At 66.7% G+C, this 16943-nt stretch carries 19 protein-coding genes, 3 tRNA genes and 3 pseudogenes; 14 read left to right on the top strand and 11 right to left on the bottom strand.

Annotation, left to right across the window (positions count from 1 at the left end; all coding sequences use genetic code 11):
- The first annotated feature begins 155 nt into the window (after positions 1–155).
- Together htpX and AC4IHM_RS13160 are read left to right on the top strand one after the other, a co-directional pair.
- Positions 156–1019 carry a zinc metalloprotease HtpX gene (gene htpX / locus AC4IHM_RS13165; protein ID WP_490867233.1) on the top strand — a complete coding sequence of 288 codons (864 nt, stop codon included), beginning with the start codon at positions 156–158 and terminating at the stop codon, positions 1017–1019.
- A pseudogene (locus AC4IHM_RS13160) lies at positions 1016–1174 on the top strand (YccF domain-containing protein); the annotation flags it as partial. The gene htpX and the pseudogene AC4IHM_RS13160, both read left to right, overlap by 4 nt.
- On the opposite strand, the gene AC4IHM_RS13155 reads toward AC4IHM_RS13160, so the two are convergent.
- The 3 genes from AC4IHM_RS13155 to AC4IHM_RS13145 all read right to left on the bottom strand — a co-directional run bounded on the left by AC4IHM_RS13155 (position 1110) and on the right by AC4IHM_RS13145 (position 3989).
- Positions 1110–3071, bottom strand: a complete 1962-nt coding sequence (locus AC4IHM_RS13155; RefSeq protein ID WP_490867232.1) for a recombinase family protein — start codon at positions 3069–3071, stop codon at positions 1110–1112. The pseudogene AC4IHM_RS13160 and the gene AC4IHM_RS13155 overlap by 65 nt on opposite strands.
- Positions 3072–3283: 212 nt before the next feature.
- Positions 3284–3511, bottom strand: a complete 228-nt coding sequence (locus AC4IHM_RS13150) for a hypothetical protein (protein ID WP_490867231.1) — start codon at positions 3509–3511, stop codon at positions 3284–3286.
- 76 nt (positions 3512–3587) lie between these two features.
- Positions 3588–3989, bottom strand: a complete 402-nt coding sequence (locus AC4IHM_RS13145) for a YccF domain-containing protein (protein WP_490867230.1) — start codon at positions 3987–3989, stop codon at positions 3588–3590.
- Between the two features lie 115 nt (positions 3990–4104).
- On the opposite strand from AC4IHM_RS13145, the gene AC4IHM_RS13140 reads away from it, so the two are divergent.
- On the top strand, positions 4105–4419 hold the full coding sequence (locus AC4IHM_RS13140) for a YccF domain-containing protein (RefSeq protein WP_490870822.1): 315 nt from the start codon (positions 4105–4107) through the stop codon (positions 4417–4419).
- 136 nt (positions 4420–4555) lie between these two features.
- Complete coding sequence (locus tag AC4IHM_RS13135) at positions 4556–4822, top strand: GlsB/YeaQ/YmgE family stress response membrane protein (RefSeq protein ID WP_490867229.1); 267 nt, start codon at positions 4556–4558, stop codon at positions 4820–4822.
- A 67-nt stretch (positions 4823–4889) separates the two neighbouring features.
- On the opposite strand, the gene AC4IHM_RS13130 is transcribed toward AC4IHM_RS13135, so the two are convergent.
- On the bottom strand, positions 4890–5378 hold the full coding sequence (locus tag AC4IHM_RS13130; RefSeq protein ID WP_490867228.1) for a YajQ family cyclic di-GMP-binding protein: 489 nt from the start codon (positions 5376–5378) through the stop codon (positions 4890–4892).
- A gap of 236 nt (positions 5379–5614) precedes the next feature.
- Here AC4IHM_RS13130 and AC4IHM_RS13125 point away from each other — a divergent pair.
- Positions 5615–5696 (top strand) — tRNA-Tyr (locus AC4IHM_RS13125).
- A 504-nt stretch (positions 5697–6200) separates the two neighbouring features.
- Positions 6201–6383, top strand: a complete 183-nt coding sequence (locus AC4IHM_RS13120) for a hypothetical protein (RefSeq protein ID WP_490867227.1) — start codon at positions 6201–6203, stop codon at positions 6381–6383.
- A gap of 75 nt (positions 6384–6458) precedes the next feature.
- Here the strand turns inward: AC4IHM_RS13120 and AC4IHM_RS13115 are convergent.
- The 5 genes and pseudogenes from AC4IHM_RS13115 to AC4IHM_RS13095 all read right to left on the bottom strand — a co-directional run.
- Positions 6459–6806 (bottom strand): annotated as a pseudogene (locus AC4IHM_RS13115) (NUDIX hydrolase); the annotation flags it as partial.
- Positions 6736–7950, bottom strand: coding sequence for an IS30 family transposase (locus tag AC4IHM_RS13110; RefSeq protein ID WP_490867226.1), 1215 nt, complete (start codon positions 7948–7950; stop codon positions 6736–6738). The pseudogene AC4IHM_RS13115 and the gene AC4IHM_RS13110, both read right to left, overlap by 71 nt.
- Before the next feature lie 95 nt (positions 7951–8045).
- Positions 8046–8363, bottom strand: a pseudogene (locus AC4IHM_RS13105) (winged helix-turn-helix domain-containing protein); the annotation flags it as partial.
- A gap of 713 nt (positions 8364–9076) precedes the next feature.
- Positions 9077–10009: a hypothetical protein gene (locus AC4IHM_RS13100; protein ID WP_490867225.1), complete on the bottom strand. Its 933-nt coding sequence runs from the start codon at positions 10007–10009 to the stop codon at positions 9077–9079.
- A gap of 241 nt (positions 10010–10250) precedes the next feature.
- Complete coding sequence (locus AC4IHM_RS13095; protein ID WP_490866929.1) at positions 10251–11021, bottom strand: transposase; 771 nt, start codon at positions 11019–11021, stop codon at positions 10251–10253.
- Positions 11022–11348: 327 nt separating this feature from the next.
- Here AC4IHM_RS13095 and AC4IHM_RS13090 point away from each other — a divergent pair, with 327 nt between their 5' ends.
- The 3 genes from AC4IHM_RS13090 (at position 11349) to AC4IHM_RS13080 (ending at position 13010) form a co-directional block, all read left to right on the top strand.
- Entirely contained in the window at positions 11349–11777 is a 429-nt protein-coding gene (locus AC4IHM_RS13090; protein ID WP_490867224.1) for a DUF6009 family protein, read from the top strand.
- 224 nt (positions 11778–12001) lie between these two features.
- Positions 12002–12520, top strand: a complete 519-nt coding sequence (locus tag AC4IHM_RS13085) for a hypothetical protein (RefSeq protein ID WP_490867223.1) — start codon at positions 12002–12004, stop codon at positions 12518–12520.
- 277 nt (positions 12521–12797) lie between these two features.
- Positions 12798–13010 (top strand): hypothetical protein, encoded by a 213-nt coding sequence (locus AC4IHM_RS13080; protein ID WP_490870821.1) that lies wholly within the window; start codon positions 12798–12800, stop codon positions 13008–13010.
- 10 nt (positions 13011–13020) lie between these two features.
- On the opposite strand, the gene AC4IHM_RS13075 is transcribed toward AC4IHM_RS13080, so the two are convergent.
- Positions 13021–13677: an SDR family oxidoreductase gene (locus AC4IHM_RS13075; protein WP_490867222.1), complete on the bottom strand. Its 657-nt coding sequence runs from the start codon at positions 13675–13677 to the stop codon at positions 13021–13023.
- 206 nt (positions 13678–13883) lie between these two features.
- On the bottom strand, positions 13884–15182 hold the full coding sequence (locus AC4IHM_RS13070) for an amidohydrolase family protein (protein WP_490867221.1): 1299 nt from the start codon (positions 15180–15182) through the stop codon (positions 13884–13886).
- Positions 15183–15442: 260 nt separating this feature from the next.
- On the opposite strand from AC4IHM_RS13070, the gene AC4IHM_RS13065 reads away from it, so the two are divergent.
- From AC4IHM_RS13065 to AC4IHM_RS13045, 5 genes are all read left to right on the top strand, one after another.
- Positions 15443–15515 (top strand) — tRNA-Thr (locus tag AC4IHM_RS13065).
- Positions 15516–15560: 45 nt separating this feature from the next.
- Positions 15561–15633 (top strand) — tRNA-Met (locus AC4IHM_RS13060).
- Between the two features lie 90 nt (positions 15634–15723).
- Entirely contained in the window at positions 15724–15888 is a 165-nt protein-coding gene (gene rpmG / locus AC4IHM_RS13055; protein WP_003948671.1) for a 50S ribosomal protein L33, read from the top strand.
- Between the two features lie 114 nt (positions 15889–16002).
- Entirely contained in the window at positions 16003–16455 is a 453-nt protein-coding gene (locus AC4IHM_RS13050; RefSeq protein WP_490867220.1) for an FAS1-like dehydratase domain-containing protein, read from the top strand.
- Positions 16456–16462: 7 nt separating this feature from the next.
- The gene (locus AC4IHM_RS13045; RefSeq protein WP_490867219.1) at positions 16463–16885 is read left to right on the top strand and encodes a MaoC family dehydratase; all 423 of its coding nucleotides are present in this window, start codon (positions 16463–16465) and stop codon (positions 16883–16885) included.
- The last annotated feature ends 58 nt before the right edge of the window (positions 16886–16943 follow it).

Below are 16943 nucleotides of genomic sequence, written 5' to 3'. Positions count from 1 at the left end.
GGGAACTGGCGGCCCCCGCCTGGCGTTGACCAGTACGGAAGGGTCCACTGGACGTGATGCCACGGCACCGGTGGCACCGGAGTCCGGGAAGCAACCACAGCGAGCGAGACCAGCAAGCAAAGGGTTCCCCTGCTGCACCACTTGGAGGGCGTACCGTGCACCGCCGGCACAACGGGCTCAGGACCGCAGTCCTCCTCGGGGGACTGTCCGCGCTCATCATCGTCATCGGCAGCTTCTTCGGCCGAGCGGGACTCGTCGTCGCCGTCCTCGTCGCCCTCGGCACCAACGCGTACGCGTACTGGAACAGCGACAAGCTCGCCCTGCGCGCGATGCGGGCCCGCCCGGTCAGCGAGTTCGAGGCCCCGGCGCTGTACCGCATGGTCCGCGAGCTTTCCACCCAGGCCCGCCAGCCCATGCCGCGCCTCTACATCTCACCGACCGAGGCACCCAACGCCTTCGCGACCGGCCGCAATCCGCGCAACGCGGCCGTGTGCTGCACCGAGGGCATCATGCGGCTGCTCGACGAGCGCGAGCTGCGCGGCGTCATCGGACACGAACTGAGCCATGTCTACAACCGCGACATCCTGATCTCGTCCGTCGCGGGCGCTCTCGCCTCCGTGATCATGTTCCTGGTCAACTTCGCCTGGCTGATCCCCATCGGGCGGTCCAACGACGATGACGGACCCGGTCTGCTGGGCATGCTCCTCATCATGCTTCTCGGTCCGCTCGCCGCCTCCGTCATCCAACTCGCGATCAGCCGCTCCAGGGAGTACGAGGCCGACGCCTCCGGCGCGCAGCTCACCGGCGACCCGCTCGCCCTCGCCGACGCCCTGCGCAAACTGGAGTACGGCACGAAGCAGCTTCCGCTGCCCCCGGAGCCCCGGATCGAGACCGCCAGCCACATGATGATCGCGAACCCCTTCCGTCCCGGGCAGGGACTCTCGAAGATGTTCTCCACCCACCCGCCGATGGCGGAACGCATCGCCCGACTCGAAAAGATGGCAGGTCGTCAGCAGTGAAGACCATCCTCAACCTCGTATGGCTCGTGCTCAGCGGCTTCTGGCTGTTCCTCGGCTACCTCTTCGCGGGCATACTGCTCTGCATCACGATCATCGGCATCCCGTTCGGTATCGTCCTTCTGGGTGCAGCATCGCGCTCGGGTCGACGCGCCCTTCGATGATCATCGGAGGCAGTAGTTCAGGCTCCGGCAGGGGGACTCGCGCGACGTGCGCCAAGGAGGCATTCACACGCTCCCAGGTGCCATCGGCGGTCCACGCATTGAAGTGCTTCGATGCTTGGATGGTGCAGCCGGTTTCCTTGATCACAGCAGGCCAGGACTTTCCTGTGCGCGCTTTGTAGAAGATCGCGTCCACAGAGCGCCGAACGGTGCCCGTGCGCCCCTTGGGCAAGAGCGGTGCAACCTTGGCCCAGTCGTCGTCAGACAGCGACGCCGCAGGTACGTCGAGGCCGGCGGAGGCGTACCAGGCGCGTACGGTGCAGGGGACTCCACCACGCCGCCCATCAGGCACCGGGCCAGTAACCCTGACCTTCAGCTCCAGCAGGGACAGAATCGCCGCCTGCTGCTGTGGCTCCATGTCGGGGAACGACTTCCGCGCCATGCTGGCGAGCGCTCGAAGGTCCTGGGCGTACTGGTCCGACTCCTCGATCTCCATCAGCCATTCGGCTGCTTCGCTGCGTAGGTTCGTGAGCTGCTGAAGTTCCTCGTTGAGCGCTGCGGTAGCGGCCTCGATGGCTTCTGCGGACGCGCTCTGCTTGGCTGTCGCGACGATGACGGCCGTGATCGATGCGTTCATGCCCTCGATTTGCTGGTCAAGGTTGGCGATGCGATCCGCCAGCGCGGACTTGTCGCCGTCGGCCGTCCCGATCCACTCGGCAGCCGGCTCCTGAAGCTTCCTGCTGTCGCTAGCGATCTCCATGACCTTCTGCCAGACGTGACCTTCGAGCGCGTCAGCATCGATATAGGAACAGCCGCAGGACTTCGCGCTCAGGTCTTTCGGAGCGTTGCCCGCGCACCGGTAGTAGCGTGCACCCTCCCGTTCGGCTGCACGGCTGATGCCTGTGTATGTCTTCCGGCAGAGGCTGACGATCCGACCAGACAGCGGGTAGAACTCACGCTGGCCGCTACTGTGCTTGGCCGTCTCGGCGACCTTACGTCGGAGTTCTGCGGATTCCTCAGGAGTAAGGATCCGTGGCAGTACAATCTCTACGGAGTCGCCCCACACAGGGGTGCCGTTTTCATCAGTCTTCGCGTGCTTCCCGCGGAACAGAAGGGCACCGTCGAGGACAGGGGACGACATGATTCGGTCACGCAAATTGTCGCGGGTCCAGGCCCGGCCTGACCGGGCTGTGATCCCTTCCGCGTTGAGACGAATGGTGGTCTTGCGCAGGTTGAGTCCCTCGCCGACCACGAGTTCGTAGACGTACCGAATGATGTTTGCCTCAGCCTCGTCAACCATCAGGTACGAACCGGGCGTGTCTTTGTTGGCGATGCGGTATCCGTAGGGCGGTCGTCCGCCGATGTGCGCGGCCGGGATCAGCTCGGCCTTTTCTTGCAAGCCGCCCTGGGTGCGATCGCGGATCGTCTCCCATTCGGTCTCGGCGTAGTCGGCGTCCCGGCGCATCTTCTTACGGCCGTCGGATGTCGTGTTGTCGTAGTCGTCGGCGACCACGGCGACGTAGACACCGAGGTCCTCCAAGGCCCATACCCAGCGCCAGAAAGCACGCCCCTTCCGCCCGATCACACGGCCGTCAGGGACCACGACGATGTCGAAGGGGCGGGGGTTCTTCTGGGCGTCTTCCATCAGGCGTTTGAGATCGCCCCGGTCAGCCGCCTCCAGGGAGCCGGAGACCCCTTCATCCTTGTATGTTCCGATGTGGTGCCACTGCTTGTGTGCAATGTGACGTGTGGTCTTCCGGCTCTGCCTGGCTACTCCGTAGCCCTTCTTCTGTTCCTCGGTGGAGACCCGCAGGTAATCGACGGCTCGTAATGCACTTGCAGGGCGAGAACCGGGGGCAGCGGGGGAGGGCAGGGCTGTGCTTACATGGGACACGTCGACTCCTAGTCAGTCGGCCAGCCCCGGGGCGGTTGCAGCCGCTGCCGGGGCGTCTGCATCAACCCCTCTATCATCCGCCGAATCTGCTGGTTTGTCAGCCAAAGTGGTATTCCAACGGCTGTGTCTCCTAGGGCCGAAGAGGATTTGCAGCAGTAGCGCACGTTCAGCCGGTGACAGCCTCTTGTCAGGCGTCCAAATGACAACAGGTGTCAGGCACTGAACCCCCACTCGCGGGCGGCGAACTCTCGCTTCAATTCGCGGGCAGTAACAAGATCTTCAGCGATTCCGGCGGCGATGAGGGCGGCGCCTGGGGTGTGTCCGGAGCCGATATAGCGCCAGTGCGCGTCTGTGATCGTGCCGGGGGTTTCGGTGTGGCCGAGGTGGTGGGCGCGTTCGGCGCGTAGTGCGGCGTAGGTGGTGGAGTAAGGCGCGCTCACACATTAAAGCGTAAGCGCGCTCGATGGGTTCAAAGGGATTGGATGGGATCATCGACTCCGCCGGGACTGCGCGATTTCAGCGACCGCCGAAAGCTTGGTCTGTGGCCACAACCTCCCGCCCCAGCGGCATTAGCGAGATAGGAATGAGCTTGAGGTTAGCCCACCCGAAGGGGATCCCGATGATCGACAGGAACAGCGGGATGCTTGTGAGCAGGTGGCCCAGTGCGAGCCACCAGCCCGCAAAGATCACCCAGATCACGTTGCCAACGAACGACCCTGCGCCGGCGCCAGGCCGGTCCACGGTGGTCCGGCCGAACGGCCAGAGGACGAATCCAGCGATGCGCAGCGACGCAATGCCGAACGGGATGGTGACGATCAAGATGAAGCAGATCAGGGCGGCGATCAGATAGCCGATCGCCATCCAGATGCCACAGAAGACGAGCCACAGCACATTGAGTAGCAGGTTGAACACCTTCATGGTCGCTACCTCTCGGTCGTCCGTCGGTACTACCTGCCTCCATCAGTATCAGCAGGTCACGCGTCCAGACGGAACCGCAGAGCCCTTGTAGCGCGATCGGGAACGTTCGGAGACGATTCCCCTCGGCATCGCGGCCTTCCGCATCAGGGTCTACGCCCTGTGGCCCTTCGGGTACACGGCGGTCGAGCGCCCGGACGCGGGCGCGGCCTCCTGCGTCGGCAATGTGCTGTGGCTGCTCCTGGCGGGCTGGTGGCTGGCCCTCGGTCACATCGTCACCGGGATCGCGCTGTGCGTCACGATCATCGGCATTCCGCTCGGCATCGCCAACTTCAAGCTGATCCCCGTCTCCCTGCTCCCGCTGGGCCGCGAGATCGTGCGCACGGACCAGCCGTTCACGGCCGCCGGCCCCACTCGGCAGACTGGCTGGTAGCGCGGCCGCCCGTGTCGGGGACCGCGGCCGTGAGCGGCTCCGTACCGATCGGCGCAACCACCGGGTGCGGTCGGGGCGTCTCCTCACCCAGAGACACGAACACCGCAGGCACAGGGAGAAAGGGCAGGTTAACGGCATGACCGTCGTCAGCTGGATCATCCTCGGACTGTTGGCCGGAGCCATCGCCAAATTCCTGCTGCCGGGCCGCGACCCGGGAGGGCTCATCGGCACGACCCTCATCGGCATCGCGGGCGCGTTCATCGGCGGCTGGATCTCGGCCCGCTGGCTGGACCACCCCGTCAGCAAGGACTTCTACGACGGCACCACCTGGGCGGCGGCGATCGGCGGTTCCCTGGTGCTCCTGGTCGCCTACCGGCTCCTGTTCGGCAACTCGCGCAACTGAACACAAGCGCGGCGAACGCGGAGGGCGGGCACCGCCGGGTGCCCGCCCTCCGCGTCGGTGGCTCATGTCACCGGTAGTTCACGAACTGCAGCGCGAAGTCGAAGTCCTGGCCCTTCAGCAGGGTGATCACGCTCTGCAGATCGTCCCGGCTCTTCGAGGAGACCCGCAGCTCCTCACCCTGCACCTGGGCCTTCACGCCCTTGGGACCCTCGTCGCGGATGAGCTTGGCCACCTTCTTCGCGTTGTCCTGGGAGATGCCCTCCTGGATCGACGCGAAGATCTTGTACTCCTTGCCGGAGAGCTGGGGCTCGCCCGCGTCCAGAGCCTTCAGCGAGATGCCGCGCTTGATCAGCTTGGACTGGAAGACGTTGAGGACAGCGCTCACCCGGTCCTCGGAGTTGGCCTCCATGAGGATCTTGTCCCCGGACCACGAGATCGAGGCGCCCACGCCCTTGAAGTCGTAGCGCTGCGAGATCTCCTTGGCGGCCTGGTTGAGGGCGTTGTCGACCTCCTGCCGCTCGACCTTCGAGACGATGTCGAAACTGGAGTCGGCCATGTCCTGTGGCTCCTTGTATCTGGGTGCGTGTCGGGCCGCGTATCGGCTCCGTACCGGCATACATCGACGGCCGCCGGGCCCGGCGGGGCTCCTCGGCCGCATCCGCCCAAGCCTAGCCACCCGCCACCCCTCCGGCGGCGATCAATCGGGTGGCGAAGCACCCCTCCCCATCGGGTATCGTTTACGTCGTTGCCACGGAGCACCGCCGAAAAGCGGTTCGACAGGCAGCGAACCCCGGCGGTGTGCCCGAGCGGCCAAAGGGAGCAGACTGTAAATCTGCCGGCTCAGCCTTCCCAGGTTCGAATCCTGGCGCCGCCACGCTGAGGGGAACCCCCTCTGATCAGCGAGTTTCGTTGATCAGAGGGGGTTTCTTGTTGGCGTACACCTTGCGCGGCACGGCGACGCTGTGGCCGGCGCGACGGGCGGACTCCATCGCATCCACGCCGGAACCGAGCCCGGCGTGCTGGGGGTCTTCCGGGCTGACTGCCGGGCACCGTGCCCTGTGAGCGATGTGCTCCCATCGTGAAGGCGTTCAACGACCAGACCGAACTACTGCGCACCCCGGACGACCGGCCACCTCTCGGCCCTCGACTTCGCGCGACGTGGCAGGTAATCGACTCGGGGGCGGTTGAGTGAGCGTGGCGGCACTACGAACTCGCCGAGTGCGCGGGGCGGGACGCCGAAGAGCCGATGTACCTGGCTCACGCCGTGGATGAACAGACGCGTACGCGCTTTGCGAGGCGGGGAGACCGTCGTTCGCCGTCGACCTGGTGCGCGCACGCAGGAATGCCGGACGATTGTCGGCGTGCGCTGAAACCGGTCATGGCCGTCATCCCGCGGGGCCCCGAGGGCCGGGACCCGGACATGCCGAGCATCTTCCTGAACGGCGCGTATCTGGCCCGTTGGCAGGGCGTACGGGGCGCCGGGCAGGGACTTGAGGAGGTGGGAGGGGTGATGGCCCCGACCCTCCTTGACGCTCGCGGTGGCCTGCACACGCCGACCTGACACCGCGAGCCGAGTACGACGACTCCGGCACGCACCTGCGTGTGGCGAGTCGACCATGCCGACCATGGGCTGCTAGCTCACGACGTGTTCCAGCGACTTGGGCCGCCATCCCGTCTCCTCGACGGTTTCCCGCAGCGCCGTGTCCGCCGGGTCCTCTCCCTCGTCGACGATGCCGCCGGGAAGTTCCCAGCCGAATTGCTTCGGGACGAAGCGGTACCGCCACATCATCGGAACGCGGTCCTGATCGTCGATGACGGCGGTAATAGCCACGTGGTGAAGCCTCACGACGTGGTGTTCGAACCGCTCCACCCCCGGGGGGGGGCGAATTCCAGGGGTCGTTGCAACACAGTGATCAACTGGCTGTGGCCAGGAGCCTAGCGAGACGCTCGGCTGGGGTTTCCCAGCCGAGCGTTTTGCGTGGCCGGCTGTTCAGTTCGGCGGCGACGGCCGCGAGGTCCTGGGCGGTGTGTGCGGCCAGATCGGTGCCCTTGGGGAAGTACTGCCGCAGCAGCCCGTTCGTGTTCTCGTTGGAGCCGCGCTGCCAGGGACTGGCCGGATCGCAGAAGAAGACCGGGATGCCCGTGGCGACGCTGAAGGACCGGTGCGCGGTCATCTCGGAGCCCTGATCCCAGGTCAGGGACCGCCAGAGGTGGCGCGGGAGGGACTCGATGCTCGCTGCGAGCGCGTTGCGGGTGGCCATGGAGCTGTGACCGGTGGGCAGGTGGACGAGCATCAGGTAGCGGGTGGAGCGTTCGACCAGGGTGCCGATCGCCGACTTGCCGTTCTTGCCGATGATCAGGTCGCCCTCCCAGTGGCCCGGGACGGCTCGGTCGGCCGCCTCGGCGGGCCGCTGGCTGATCATGACCATGTTCTTGATGGGGCCCGGCTGGCGCTTGTAGGCGTGGCGGTGCGGGCGGCGCATGGCGCGGCCGGTCCGTAGCGAGCGGGTCAGTTCCCGGCGGAGCTCTCCGCGGCCTTGGACGTAGAGCGCCTGGTGTATCGTCTCGTGGGTCACGTGCGTCTCCGGCCGGTCGGGGAAGCGTGCCCGCAGAGCGTGGCAGATCTGCTCGGGGCTCCAGCGCATCGCCAGATGTTCCTGGATGAAGTCGCGCAGTTCGGGGTTCTGGCCGATCTTGCCCACCTTGGGCCGGGGGCGGCGACATTCGGCCCGGCGGTGGGCGTGGAAGGGCTGGTAGGTGAAGCCGCCCTTGGGCATGGGCCGCCGGTTGCGGCGTATCTCGCGGCTGATGGTGGAGGGGCTGCGGCCCAGCTCGGCGGCGATCTGCCGGACGGACGCCTTCTCGCGCAGCCGGTCGGCGATGTGGATGCGGTCGCGCTCCTGGAGATACCGCGACGGCGCGGGAGGCAGTTCCTCCGAGCCCGCTGCCTGGACCTGCCCCGGGACCGGGTAGATCGGAGGAACTGCCTTCCGGCCGCCTGGCGGTGAGTGCCAGCCGTTGCGCCACCGCTTGCCGGTGCGCAGGTTGATACCGACTATCCGGGCGGCTTCCCGCGTGCTGTACCCCTGCTCCATGAGCTGGAAGTATGCGGCCCGCTCGCGGGTCATCCTTCGCCCGCCTCCGGGCCTCCGGTTCTCCCGGATCTCGAAGTCCATTGCATCCCCTGAGCTGGGGTGTTGCAACGACCACTAGAACTCAAGGGGGGGGGCTCTACGTCCCACAGGTGGAGCCTGACCAATCGGTTGTCGTACACGCCGCGCTCGCCGTGGATGCGCCAGGGTTCCAGCCCTTCCGGACGCTGAACGCTCACCGCGCCTGGCACCCTGTACGAGCTACATCCTCGTACCTCCAACTGTCCTTCGGAGACGAGACGAGCGAGCACCTGCCGTAGAGCCGTCCGACCGATGCCGAGTTCTTCCACGAGCGTGCGTTCTTAGGGGAGCTTGTCGCCGGGGGCATACTCGCCTGACGCGAGTCGCGTGCGAAGCGTCTCGTAGACCTTTGTCGTCTTCGGTCCCATCCGCGGAGCACTCTCCGTTCTGACGTGGTGCGTACCAGGCTATCGCTCGAGCGGTGCACCTCAACGGCGCGTCTGTGTCTGGAGCGGCTCAGAGCATCAGCGTGCTCCGCGCGTATTTGTGGAACCAGTGCTTGGAGTAGTCGGTCGCGAAACAGCTACTGCAGGAGACCGGCGAGGCTCTGTAACATCCTGGTCGGCCACATCGATTAGCATGCCAAAAAGCCAAAGTAGGCGCACTGCGCGGAGCGCGGCCAAAGCAAGGGAAAGCTCGATCATCCAGCCAATGTCGCCAGGCTTTTTTTCGGTGTCCACTATTAGGGCAATCAGGCATGCGGCCGTCACGATTAGCATCGCGGAAAGGATGCTTGACCAGTTCCGGCGGAGGCTGGTGCCGAAGCGGCGGCGCATTTCAAGCATTCGCCTACCGTTAGCCGTTGCATACTGGCTAATGGCCGCTGTGCCGAATCCTCCGATCAAGGCTGAGGCTGAAGCTAGTGTGGTGTAGATGTCCTTACGGCGATCCCCTGAGATGGGAGTGAATAGCGGATCGACTCCGGCTAGCCGACAATAGAGGAGGTGGCCGCCGACTAGCGTCAAGGCTGTGATCCAGTCGGCTACTGGACGTTCGCCCCACAGGTTGCGGATACGCTGTATGAAGACGCCAAAGGCTGACATGTGGCTACCCCCCTAGGCTGAGGCCTGCCACTGTAGTCCTAGCCACTGACAGCGGCCTTCAGGTCGTTGACGTGTTCCCTAGCGGCCTCATGGATGGCGTCGACTGCCGCTGTATAGCGTGGGCGCCTATCTTCGCCGCTCCGCATCTCTACGCGCTTCTTCGCCGTCACTCGGTGCTTGAGGAAGTCCAGAGCCTCATCCTTGGTGAAGCCATCTCCTGTTGGTGAGGTCACCTGCGCACGGGCTCGTTCCAGGCCGTTCGGCCCAATCATGTAGCCGATGTCCCGCATGAACTGCATCGCATCCTCCTGCAATCTTCTTTGCCCCCTGGCACGAGAGGTTGCGGGTCCGCGTTTGGGGACCTCGAACTTGAGGGTGATGCGATGGTCCGAGTAGCGTTCGCTAGTTTGCTTAAATCCGAATAGGGAGGTGTTGTGCGGTGGCACAAAGGAAGGATTGGGCCTGAAGGTGAACTCGAAGTTATGAACCGCGCTGGCCTGCTGTAGCTTTGTCCATACATCCTGGCTGATGACTGGCCAAACAGTGATCTCTTCAGTCAGCATTCCACTGGCGTTCAGCCAGTACTGGATCGCTGAGGAGCGAGGCGCCGCTTGGCTGCCACCCATAATTCCGATGATATTGCCGTAATCGAGGAAGTAAATCGTCGTTAGGTCAATGAAGCCCTTATTGCCGTCGAGGCGCAGGTCTTCGATGTGTCCGTGGTCGAAGTCGACTGCGTGTAGATCTCCAGATCCGATGCGACCAACGAGCAAGTGCAAAGTGTCTGAGTAAAACTTGGCCTCGCCAATGAATTGATCGCCATCCGGCGTAATGAACAGTCGTTGCCCCCACGGCTTGGAGGACAAGTCCTCCAGCGCGTGTTGCCAGGGCACTTGCTCCATTCGTGGGTTGTGATCATCTTTCGCCCGCACGATCTCCCAGAATGAAACCGTCCTGATGCGGCTTGCCACCACGAAGCCCCCCTCGCGATTCGAGCTTGAGTGGTGATGCTATCGCTTGCGCAGTGCAGTGATGACGCGAAAGGGCGAGCGCGAGGGCATGGAGTAGGGGCGCGGAGGGCGGACAGGTTGCTTGGCGCTGTCGAAGCCTGATCTGTTCAAGGGGCTCCCCATCGTGGACGACCACGTGGACAGCTCTAAGGGTTGTCCCGTAAATGATCTCGGACGGGCCGATGACCTGGCCGTTTGCCCGTCACCCAGCGACGATCAGGTTGTGTAGGCGGGCGATGCCGAGCATGGCGTGGTGGACGCCGTCGCCTTTCAGGCGGCAGTCGCGGAGGATCTTCCAGGTCTTCATGCGGGCGAAGGCGTGCTCGACTCGGGCGCGGACTTTTCGGTGGGAGGCGTTGTGTTCCTCCTTCCAGGCCGGGAGGTTTGCCTGGCCGGGTTGGCGGCGGTGTGGGATGACCAGGCCGGTGCCGCGGTAGCCGCCGTCGGCGATGACGGTGGTGCGGCCGACGGCGGCTTTCGCGCCCGAGATCTCCCATGCCTTGCAGTCGTTGCGGTTGCCGGGCAGTGGCCGGCCGACGGCGACGACGAGCCGGGTGTCGGCGTCGATGACGACCTGGTGGTTGGTGGAGTACCGGTAGTTCTTCGACTGCTCGGCAACCTGGTGGTCGCGGGTGGGGACCAGGGTGCCGTCCACGATGAGCACGGTGTCCTTGCGGAACCGCTTGCGCTGCTGGAGCGCGAGCGCCGGGCCCAGGTGGTCGATGATGCGGTCCGCAGCCGACTTCGACACCCCGAACAGCGGAGCCAGTTGGCGCATGGTGAGGTTCGTTCGCCAGTACGCGGCGACCAGCAGGACCCGGTCCTCCAGCGGCAGGCTCCAGGGTCGGCCCATGCACACCGGGTCTGCACCCTCCCGGCGCAGGGCTGTGATCAGCTTGCCGAACTGACGCGAGCTCAGCCCGGTGAACGGGGCTATCCAGGAGGGCTCCGACGCCGTGATCACACCAGACACGACAAGATCATCTCACCCGTGGCCAGCGGTTACGGGACAACCCTTAGGGGGCGCCGTGACCGTTGATTATTTCACCAGGTCAGCGATCGATCCGTGAGGTGATCCAAGGTGGACTGTGAATCTGCTGCGCCCTCCATTTGGGCCGTCACTGGGCCGTACGAGGGGGACCAACGACGGCCACCAACGACCGAGAACCACCACGAGGGCGCGGCAGACCGCCGCGCCCTCGTGGTGTGTTTGTCCAGCTAGACCCACGTATCGAGCCACATCCGCGCCCGCCAGTCGTCGATGGGGATCGATGTGCCGGTGTAGATGGGCCAGAACTAGATGTTCTGCCATGTCTGGGCGGCCCTACCGTTTTCCTCAGCGTCTACTAGGAGGGGACCGATGCAGGCGAACACGACAGCCCTGGAGTACGAGGACGGCATCGTGTGGACAGAGGACATCGAGAGATTCGACTACGTGCGGCAGTCCATTGAACTCTCCGCGTCGACTCGCCGGCGCCCGGTGTCGTGGCACGGCACCGGGCGGCGAGTGGGGTACGCGGTACTGCGGGCCGATGCGCCGAGCGGAGACGTGCCGGGCCAGTTCGTCCGCCGAGTGTTTTGGGTCAGGGAGCACGACCGGTCTGAGCAGCCAAGCGGGACGTACCGACAGTCGGCGCCCTCAGAGGCTGTCGATCCCCGGACCATTGCGCCAGGGGTGTGGGGAGAGCTTACCGAGCGCGCTTGGGGGGCTCCGCTATCTGAGACGTAGGCATGTCGCGCTAACAAGCCGCACTCGCCCTCTCCTGGGCGTCCACCAGTGGCACCGGTTTCGCCGGAATCCGCAGGTGGGAACGGGTGAGCGGAGTCCGCTTCGGGAACGTTGCTGCTGATGTTCAAAGCTCAACGTGTGGTGCTGCTTATTGGCTTAAAGTCCACGGCATGGCAACTATGGCTATAGAGACGGGGGATGCCGCCACGTGGGCCAGTTCCGCAGTGGCGTTGCTGGCCATCCTCCTCACGGCAGCCCAGTACTGGCAACAGACAAAACGCGAGGCTCGGCAGCGACACGAGCAATCTGTGCGGGATGAGGCGCAGGCTGAAGCCTCACAGATCGCCACCAGGCAAGCTGAGGCGCAGGAGCGCCGTGCATACGCGATGGAGCAGACCCTGAGTGAGCTTGTCAGGGCATTGGAGCAGTCTCGTCAAGCCAGTGGTGAGCCGCCTCCGCCCGGAACTGGTGCAGGAGAAGGCGCGGCGGAGTGGCAGCTACGTCATAGGAAGGGGCAGGCCTACGTTCTGCGCAACACCGGATCGGTCGTCGCCACCGGCGTGCATGTCGACGTCGGTGAGTACCCCCGTGGATTGACGCGTGCTCTGCCGGAGGACGCAGTTGTACCGCCGCAAGAAGCGGTGGAGTTCCTACTGATCGGCGCGTGGGGGGCTCCAGTACCGTACTCCATTCGCGTGAAGTGGAATGGCGGCGAACAGACTTTGGCTGTACCGGAGCCGTGAGCGGAACTGTTGAGGAGTGAGGCAGTGCGCCTACCCGTCCCCCAGGCGTCCCCCGAGGTGTTGGCAGTGGAGGAAAAACGCAGGTCTTAGGAGGTGCAGTGAGCCCGCTGTAAAACTGTCGGCTCAACCTTCCCAGGTTCGGATTCTGGCGTCGCCACACAGGAATAAAGGGTCTCGTAGCCTGCGTAACAGCAGGTCGTGAGGTCACTTCGTCAGGTCTCGTGGGGGAAAGGGCCGCGCGGGGTCTGTGGGGCGCGGGCAGACTGGGGGTATGGCCTTGTCCTCCCGTCGTAGAACCTGCCCCGCGTGCCGTCGTGAGATTGCCGTCGTCGCCGGGCGGTACGCGCGTCACGATCCGCCCGGGGCGCGGGGGAACGGCGAGCTGGTCTCCTGTCCGGGGTCGCGCCGGTCGGCGCAACTCGGCGCCGTGCAGCCGTCCTTGGACGGGTACGTCGTCCCGCACTTCCCCGGGCAACTGCCCCTGTTCTGACGCCCCGCCCTCAGTTCCCGGCCACCGACTTCACCGCCACCGACACGGGCGCCGAACCGCCGATCAGCTCCAGCGTCAGCCCCTTGGTGGCCGGGGTGTCGACCAGTTCCGCCAGTACGGCGGCCACGTCGTCGCGCGGGACCCGACCGCGGCCCGTGTGCGCCTCCAGGCGTACGAGGCCGGTGCCCGCGTCGTCCGTCAGAGCACCGGGACGCAGGATCGTCCAGTCCAGCTCGTCCAGCGAACGCACGTACGCGTCCGCCTCGCCCTTCGCACGCAGGTAGATGTCGAAGACCTCGTCCCCCTCGTGCCCGGGGTCGGCGCCCATCGCGGACACGACCACGAAGCGCCGCACGCCCGCCCGGACCGCCGCGTTCGCGAACAGGACCGCCGCCGCCCTGTCCACCGTGTCCTTGCGTGCCGTCCCGCTCCCGGGGCCCGCCCCCGCCGCGAAGACCGCCGCGTCCACGCCCCGCAGCCGCTTCGTGACCTCCTCCAGCGAGGCCGACTCCAGGTCGAGCACGACCGGTTCGGCGCCGGCCGCCCGCAGGTCGTCGGCCTGCTCGGCCTTGCGGATGATGCCCGCCACCTCGTCACCGCGCGCGGCGAGCAACCGCTCCAGCCGCAGCGCGATCTGACCATGACCACCAGCGATGACAATGCGCATGTCTTCGACCGTACGCCCCGACGCCCGCCCCCGCCGCACGACTTCGACCGCACACCGCACACCGCACATCGCACGTCGCGGCTCCGGAGCCGTCCGCACTTCTCGCGACAGCACAGCACAGCCCGCCCCGCCGGCCGCGTTCCGACCGGGACCTCTCCCCAGGCCTCAGCCCCAGGGCCTTCCCGGGACTATCCCCCCAAGCCCCCTCACCCCGTCTCCCCCCGTCCCCCCGGCCTCCCCCCGCCCCTGCGCCGCGCCCCGTCGGTCCGTCCCTGTCGGGGCAGTCCGAGGTCCGGCGCCGAGGGCGTGGAGTCGCCGTACTCCCGTACCGCGCTCGTGCGGGACACCACGCGCCCCCGGTGCACGACGATCCGGCTGTACGCCAGGGACAGCGCGCCCGCCAGCCGGTCCCCGCGCACCGCGAGGAGTTCGGCCGGGAAGCCCGCCTCCAGCCGCACCTCGGGCAGGCCGAGGGCCGCCCGTGCCGCCGTGCTCACCGCGTCGTAGGCGTCCTCGGGGCGCAGCCCGTGGCGCGAGGCCAGCAGGTACGCCGCCTCCAGGGGGTCACCGCGGCCGACCGGGTTGGACACGTCGCGCAGCGCACCGCTCCCGGCGGCGACCCGTACCCCGGCCGCCCGCAGCAGCCGTACCGGAGCCATGCCGTCCGGGTGGTCCACGGCGCCGCACGCGCCCTGCGGCAGGCAGACCACCGTCACCCCGGCCGCCGCGAGCCGGTCGGCGGCCCGGGAGGCGGCCTCGGCGGGCAGCCGGCCCAGGCCCTCGCAGGGACCGAGGGTCACGCCGGGGCGCAGCCCGCCCGCCATCGCCGCCAGCCGGGCAAGCCGCGCCGGATCGGCGGCGTCCGTGTGCAGGTCGACCGGGCAGCCGTGCTCGGCGGCGACCTCCAGGACCGCCTCCACGTACCCCGTCGGATCCGGGTCCAGGTCCGGACACCCGCCCACCACGTCGGCACCCATCTTGACCGCGTCCCGCAGCATCGCCAGCCCGTCCGCCCCGGCCACTCCGGTCAGCACCCGCGGCATCGCCACGGCGGTCAGCCCGGCCAGCCCGCGCAGCGAGCGCCGCGCCCGCAGTACGGCGGTCAGCGCGCCCAGCCCCGGAACGTCACCCACGCGCACGTGGGCCCGCAGCGCGGTCGCCCCGTGTCCGAGCTGGAGCAGGGCGGCCTCCGTGACCCGGCGCCGGATGTCCTCGGGGTCGTGGGAGACGGGTCCGGGCGCGTCGGCCGTGAGTGCCGTGTCGCCGTGGACATGGGGATCGGCGGGGGCGGGCAGGAGCAGGTATCCGTCGAGGTCCACTCGGGTGCCGGGGCCCGACGCGGGCGTCGTCGCCAGGCTGCCGGCCGTGCCGACCGCCTCGATGCGCCCGCCGCACAGCAGTACGTCCACGGTCCGGCCGTCGGTGAGCCGCGCTCCGGAGAGCAGGAGGGAGCCGCGGCCCGAGGGGGAGGGCGAGTGGGGCGGCTGCGGCTGGCTTTCGGGCATCGCGCTCCTCTGGGCTCGGGGCTGCTGGGCTCGGGGCTGCGCAGTGGGGGAGCAAGATCACGCAGAGTGAGTCGAGCCTAGGACCGTGATCAGCCCGGAACGCGGAGGAGCGCAATAGTCGTACCGGTGTGGTAGACCGCGCGGGGGACCTGTCGCAGGCGTGCGCGCGGGGCGCTCCGCGGGGCCGGGACGGGTCGGGGCAGGGACGGCGAAACGGATTTGGGCGAACGGCGGGCGACCGTGTAATGTCTTCATCGCTCGCCCCAATAGCTCAGTCGGCAGAGCGTCTCCATGGTAAGGAGAAGGTCAACGGTTCGATTCCGTTTTGGGGCTCTGGTGTGAGAGGTTCCCGTCGCGAGGCGGGTCCGATCGCATCACAGCGGTGTAGCTCAGTCGGTAGAGCAAGCGGCTCATAATCGCTGTGTCACCGGTTCAAGTCCGGTCACCGCTACTTACAGTAGCCGATTGCGGGGTCGGTCCTTCAATCGGCTACTCTTTCCTGCGTTAATACCATCAATCCGTTCGTCAAGGAGCACTTCACGTGGCTGCCACCGACGTCCGCCCGAAGATCACGCTGGCCTGCGTGGAGTGCAAGGAGCGGAACTACATCACCAAGAAGAACCGGCGTAACAACCCGGACCGACTGGAGATGAAGAAGCACTGCCCGCGTTGCAACGCGCACACCGCGCACCGCGAAACGCGATAGAAACAGGCTCGTACACGAGGCCGTCCCCGAGGCTTGGGGGCGGCCTCGTGTCGTTTGATCAGCGGTGCCCCAGTCGGCATCACCGTCGCGGAGAACAGCAGGAGGTTGCGAGCCATGGCGCTCGACCAGTCGTTCGTGGGGCGGACCTATCCGCCGACCGCGCCCTACGAGGTGGGCCGGGAGAAGATCCGCGAGTTCGCGGAGGCGGTGGGGGACGCCAACCCGGCTTACACCGACGTGGAGGCCGCCAAGGCGCTCGGCCATCCGGATGTGATCGCCCCGCCGACCTTCGTGTTCTCGATCACGTTCAAGGCGGCCGGTCAGGTCGTCGAGGACCCGCAGCTCGGCCTGGACTACAGCCGGGTGGTGCACGGCGACCAGAAGTTCGCGTACGTCCGTCCGGTGCGGGCCGGTGACCGGCTGACGGTCACCTCGACCATCGAGGCGATCAAGTCGATGGCAGGCAACGACATCCTGGACGTCCGGGGCGAGGTCCACGACGAGGCCGGCGAGCACGTCGTGACCGCCTGGACCAAGCTCGTGGCCCGCGCGGCCGAGGAGGCGTGAGCACCCCATGAAGGTCACGTACAGCGACGTCGAGGTCGGCACCGAGCTGCCCGCGCAGAGCTTTCCCGTGAGCCGCGCCACGCTCGTGCGGTACGCGGGCGCCTCCGGCGACTTCAACCCGATCCACTGGAACGAGAAGTTCGCCAAGGAGGTCGGCCTGCCGGGCGTGATCGCGCACGGCATGTTCACCATGGCCGAGGCGATCCGCGTGGTCACCGACTGGACGGGCGATCCGGGCGCCGTCGTGGAGTACGGCGTCCGCTTCACCAGGCCCGTCGTCGTCCCGAACGACGACCAGGGCGCCGTGATCGAGGTCAGCGGCAAGGTGGGGGCCAAGCTCGACGGCAACACCGTCCGCGTCGACCTCACGGCCACCAGCGCCGGCCAGAAGGTCCTCGGCATGTCCCGAGCGGTCGTACGACTCGCCTGACGGACCCCGAGCAGGGCATCGGTAAGGGGCGTTCTCCATGGAGAACGCCCCTTACCGC

This window comes from Streptomyces sp. SL06, from assembly GCF_058244745.1.
This window is presented reverse-complemented; position numbering and strand designations above follow the sequence as displayed.

What these genes read in the sequence shown, in the direction of transcription:
- AC4IHM_RS13145 (WP_490867230.1), bottom strand. Translation starts at nt 3,989, where the DNA reads ATGAAGGTGTTCAACCTGCTACTCAATGTGCTGTGGCTCGTCTTCTGT.
- AC4IHM_RS13135 (WP_490867229.1), top strand. Translation starts at nt 4,556, where the DNA reads ATGACCGTCGTCAGCTGGATCATCCTCGGACTGTTGGCCGGAGCCATC.
- AC4IHM_RS13130 (WP_490867228.1), bottom strand. Translation starts at nt 5,378, where the DNA reads ATGGCCGACTCCAGTTTCGACATCGTCTCGAAGGTCGAGCGGCAGGAG.
- AC4IHM_RS13120 (WP_490867227.1), top strand. Translation starts at nt 6,201, where the DNA reads ATGGCCGTCATCCCGCGGGGCCCCGAGGGCCGGGACCCGGACATGCCG.
- AC4IHM_RS13110 (WP_490867226.1), bottom strand. Translation starts at nt 7,950, where the DNA reads ATGACCCGCGAGCGGGCCGCATACTTCCAGCTCATGGAGCAGGGGTAC.
- AC4IHM_RS13090 (WP_490867224.1), top strand. Translation starts at nt 11,349, where the DNA reads ATGTTCTGCCATGTCTGGGCGGCCCTACCGTTTTCCTCAGCGTCTACT.
- AC4IHM_RS13075 (WP_490867222.1), bottom strand. Translation starts at nt 13,677, where the DNA reads ATGCGCATTGTCATCGCTGGTGGTCATGGTCAGATCGCGCTGCGGCTG.
- AC4IHM_RS13070 (WP_490867221.1), bottom strand. Translation starts at nt 15,182, where the DNA reads ATGCCCGAAAGCCAGCCGCAGCCGCCCCACTCGCCCTCCCCCTCGGGC.
- AC4IHM_RS13050 (WP_490867220.1), top strand. Translation starts at nt 16,003, where the DNA reads ATGGCGCTCGACCAGTCGTTCGTGGGGCGGACCTATCCGCCGACCGCG.
- AC4IHM_RS13045 (WP_490867219.1), top strand. Translation starts at nt 16,463, where the DNA reads ATGAAGGTCACGTACAGCGACGTCGAGGTCGGCACCGAGCTGCCCGCG.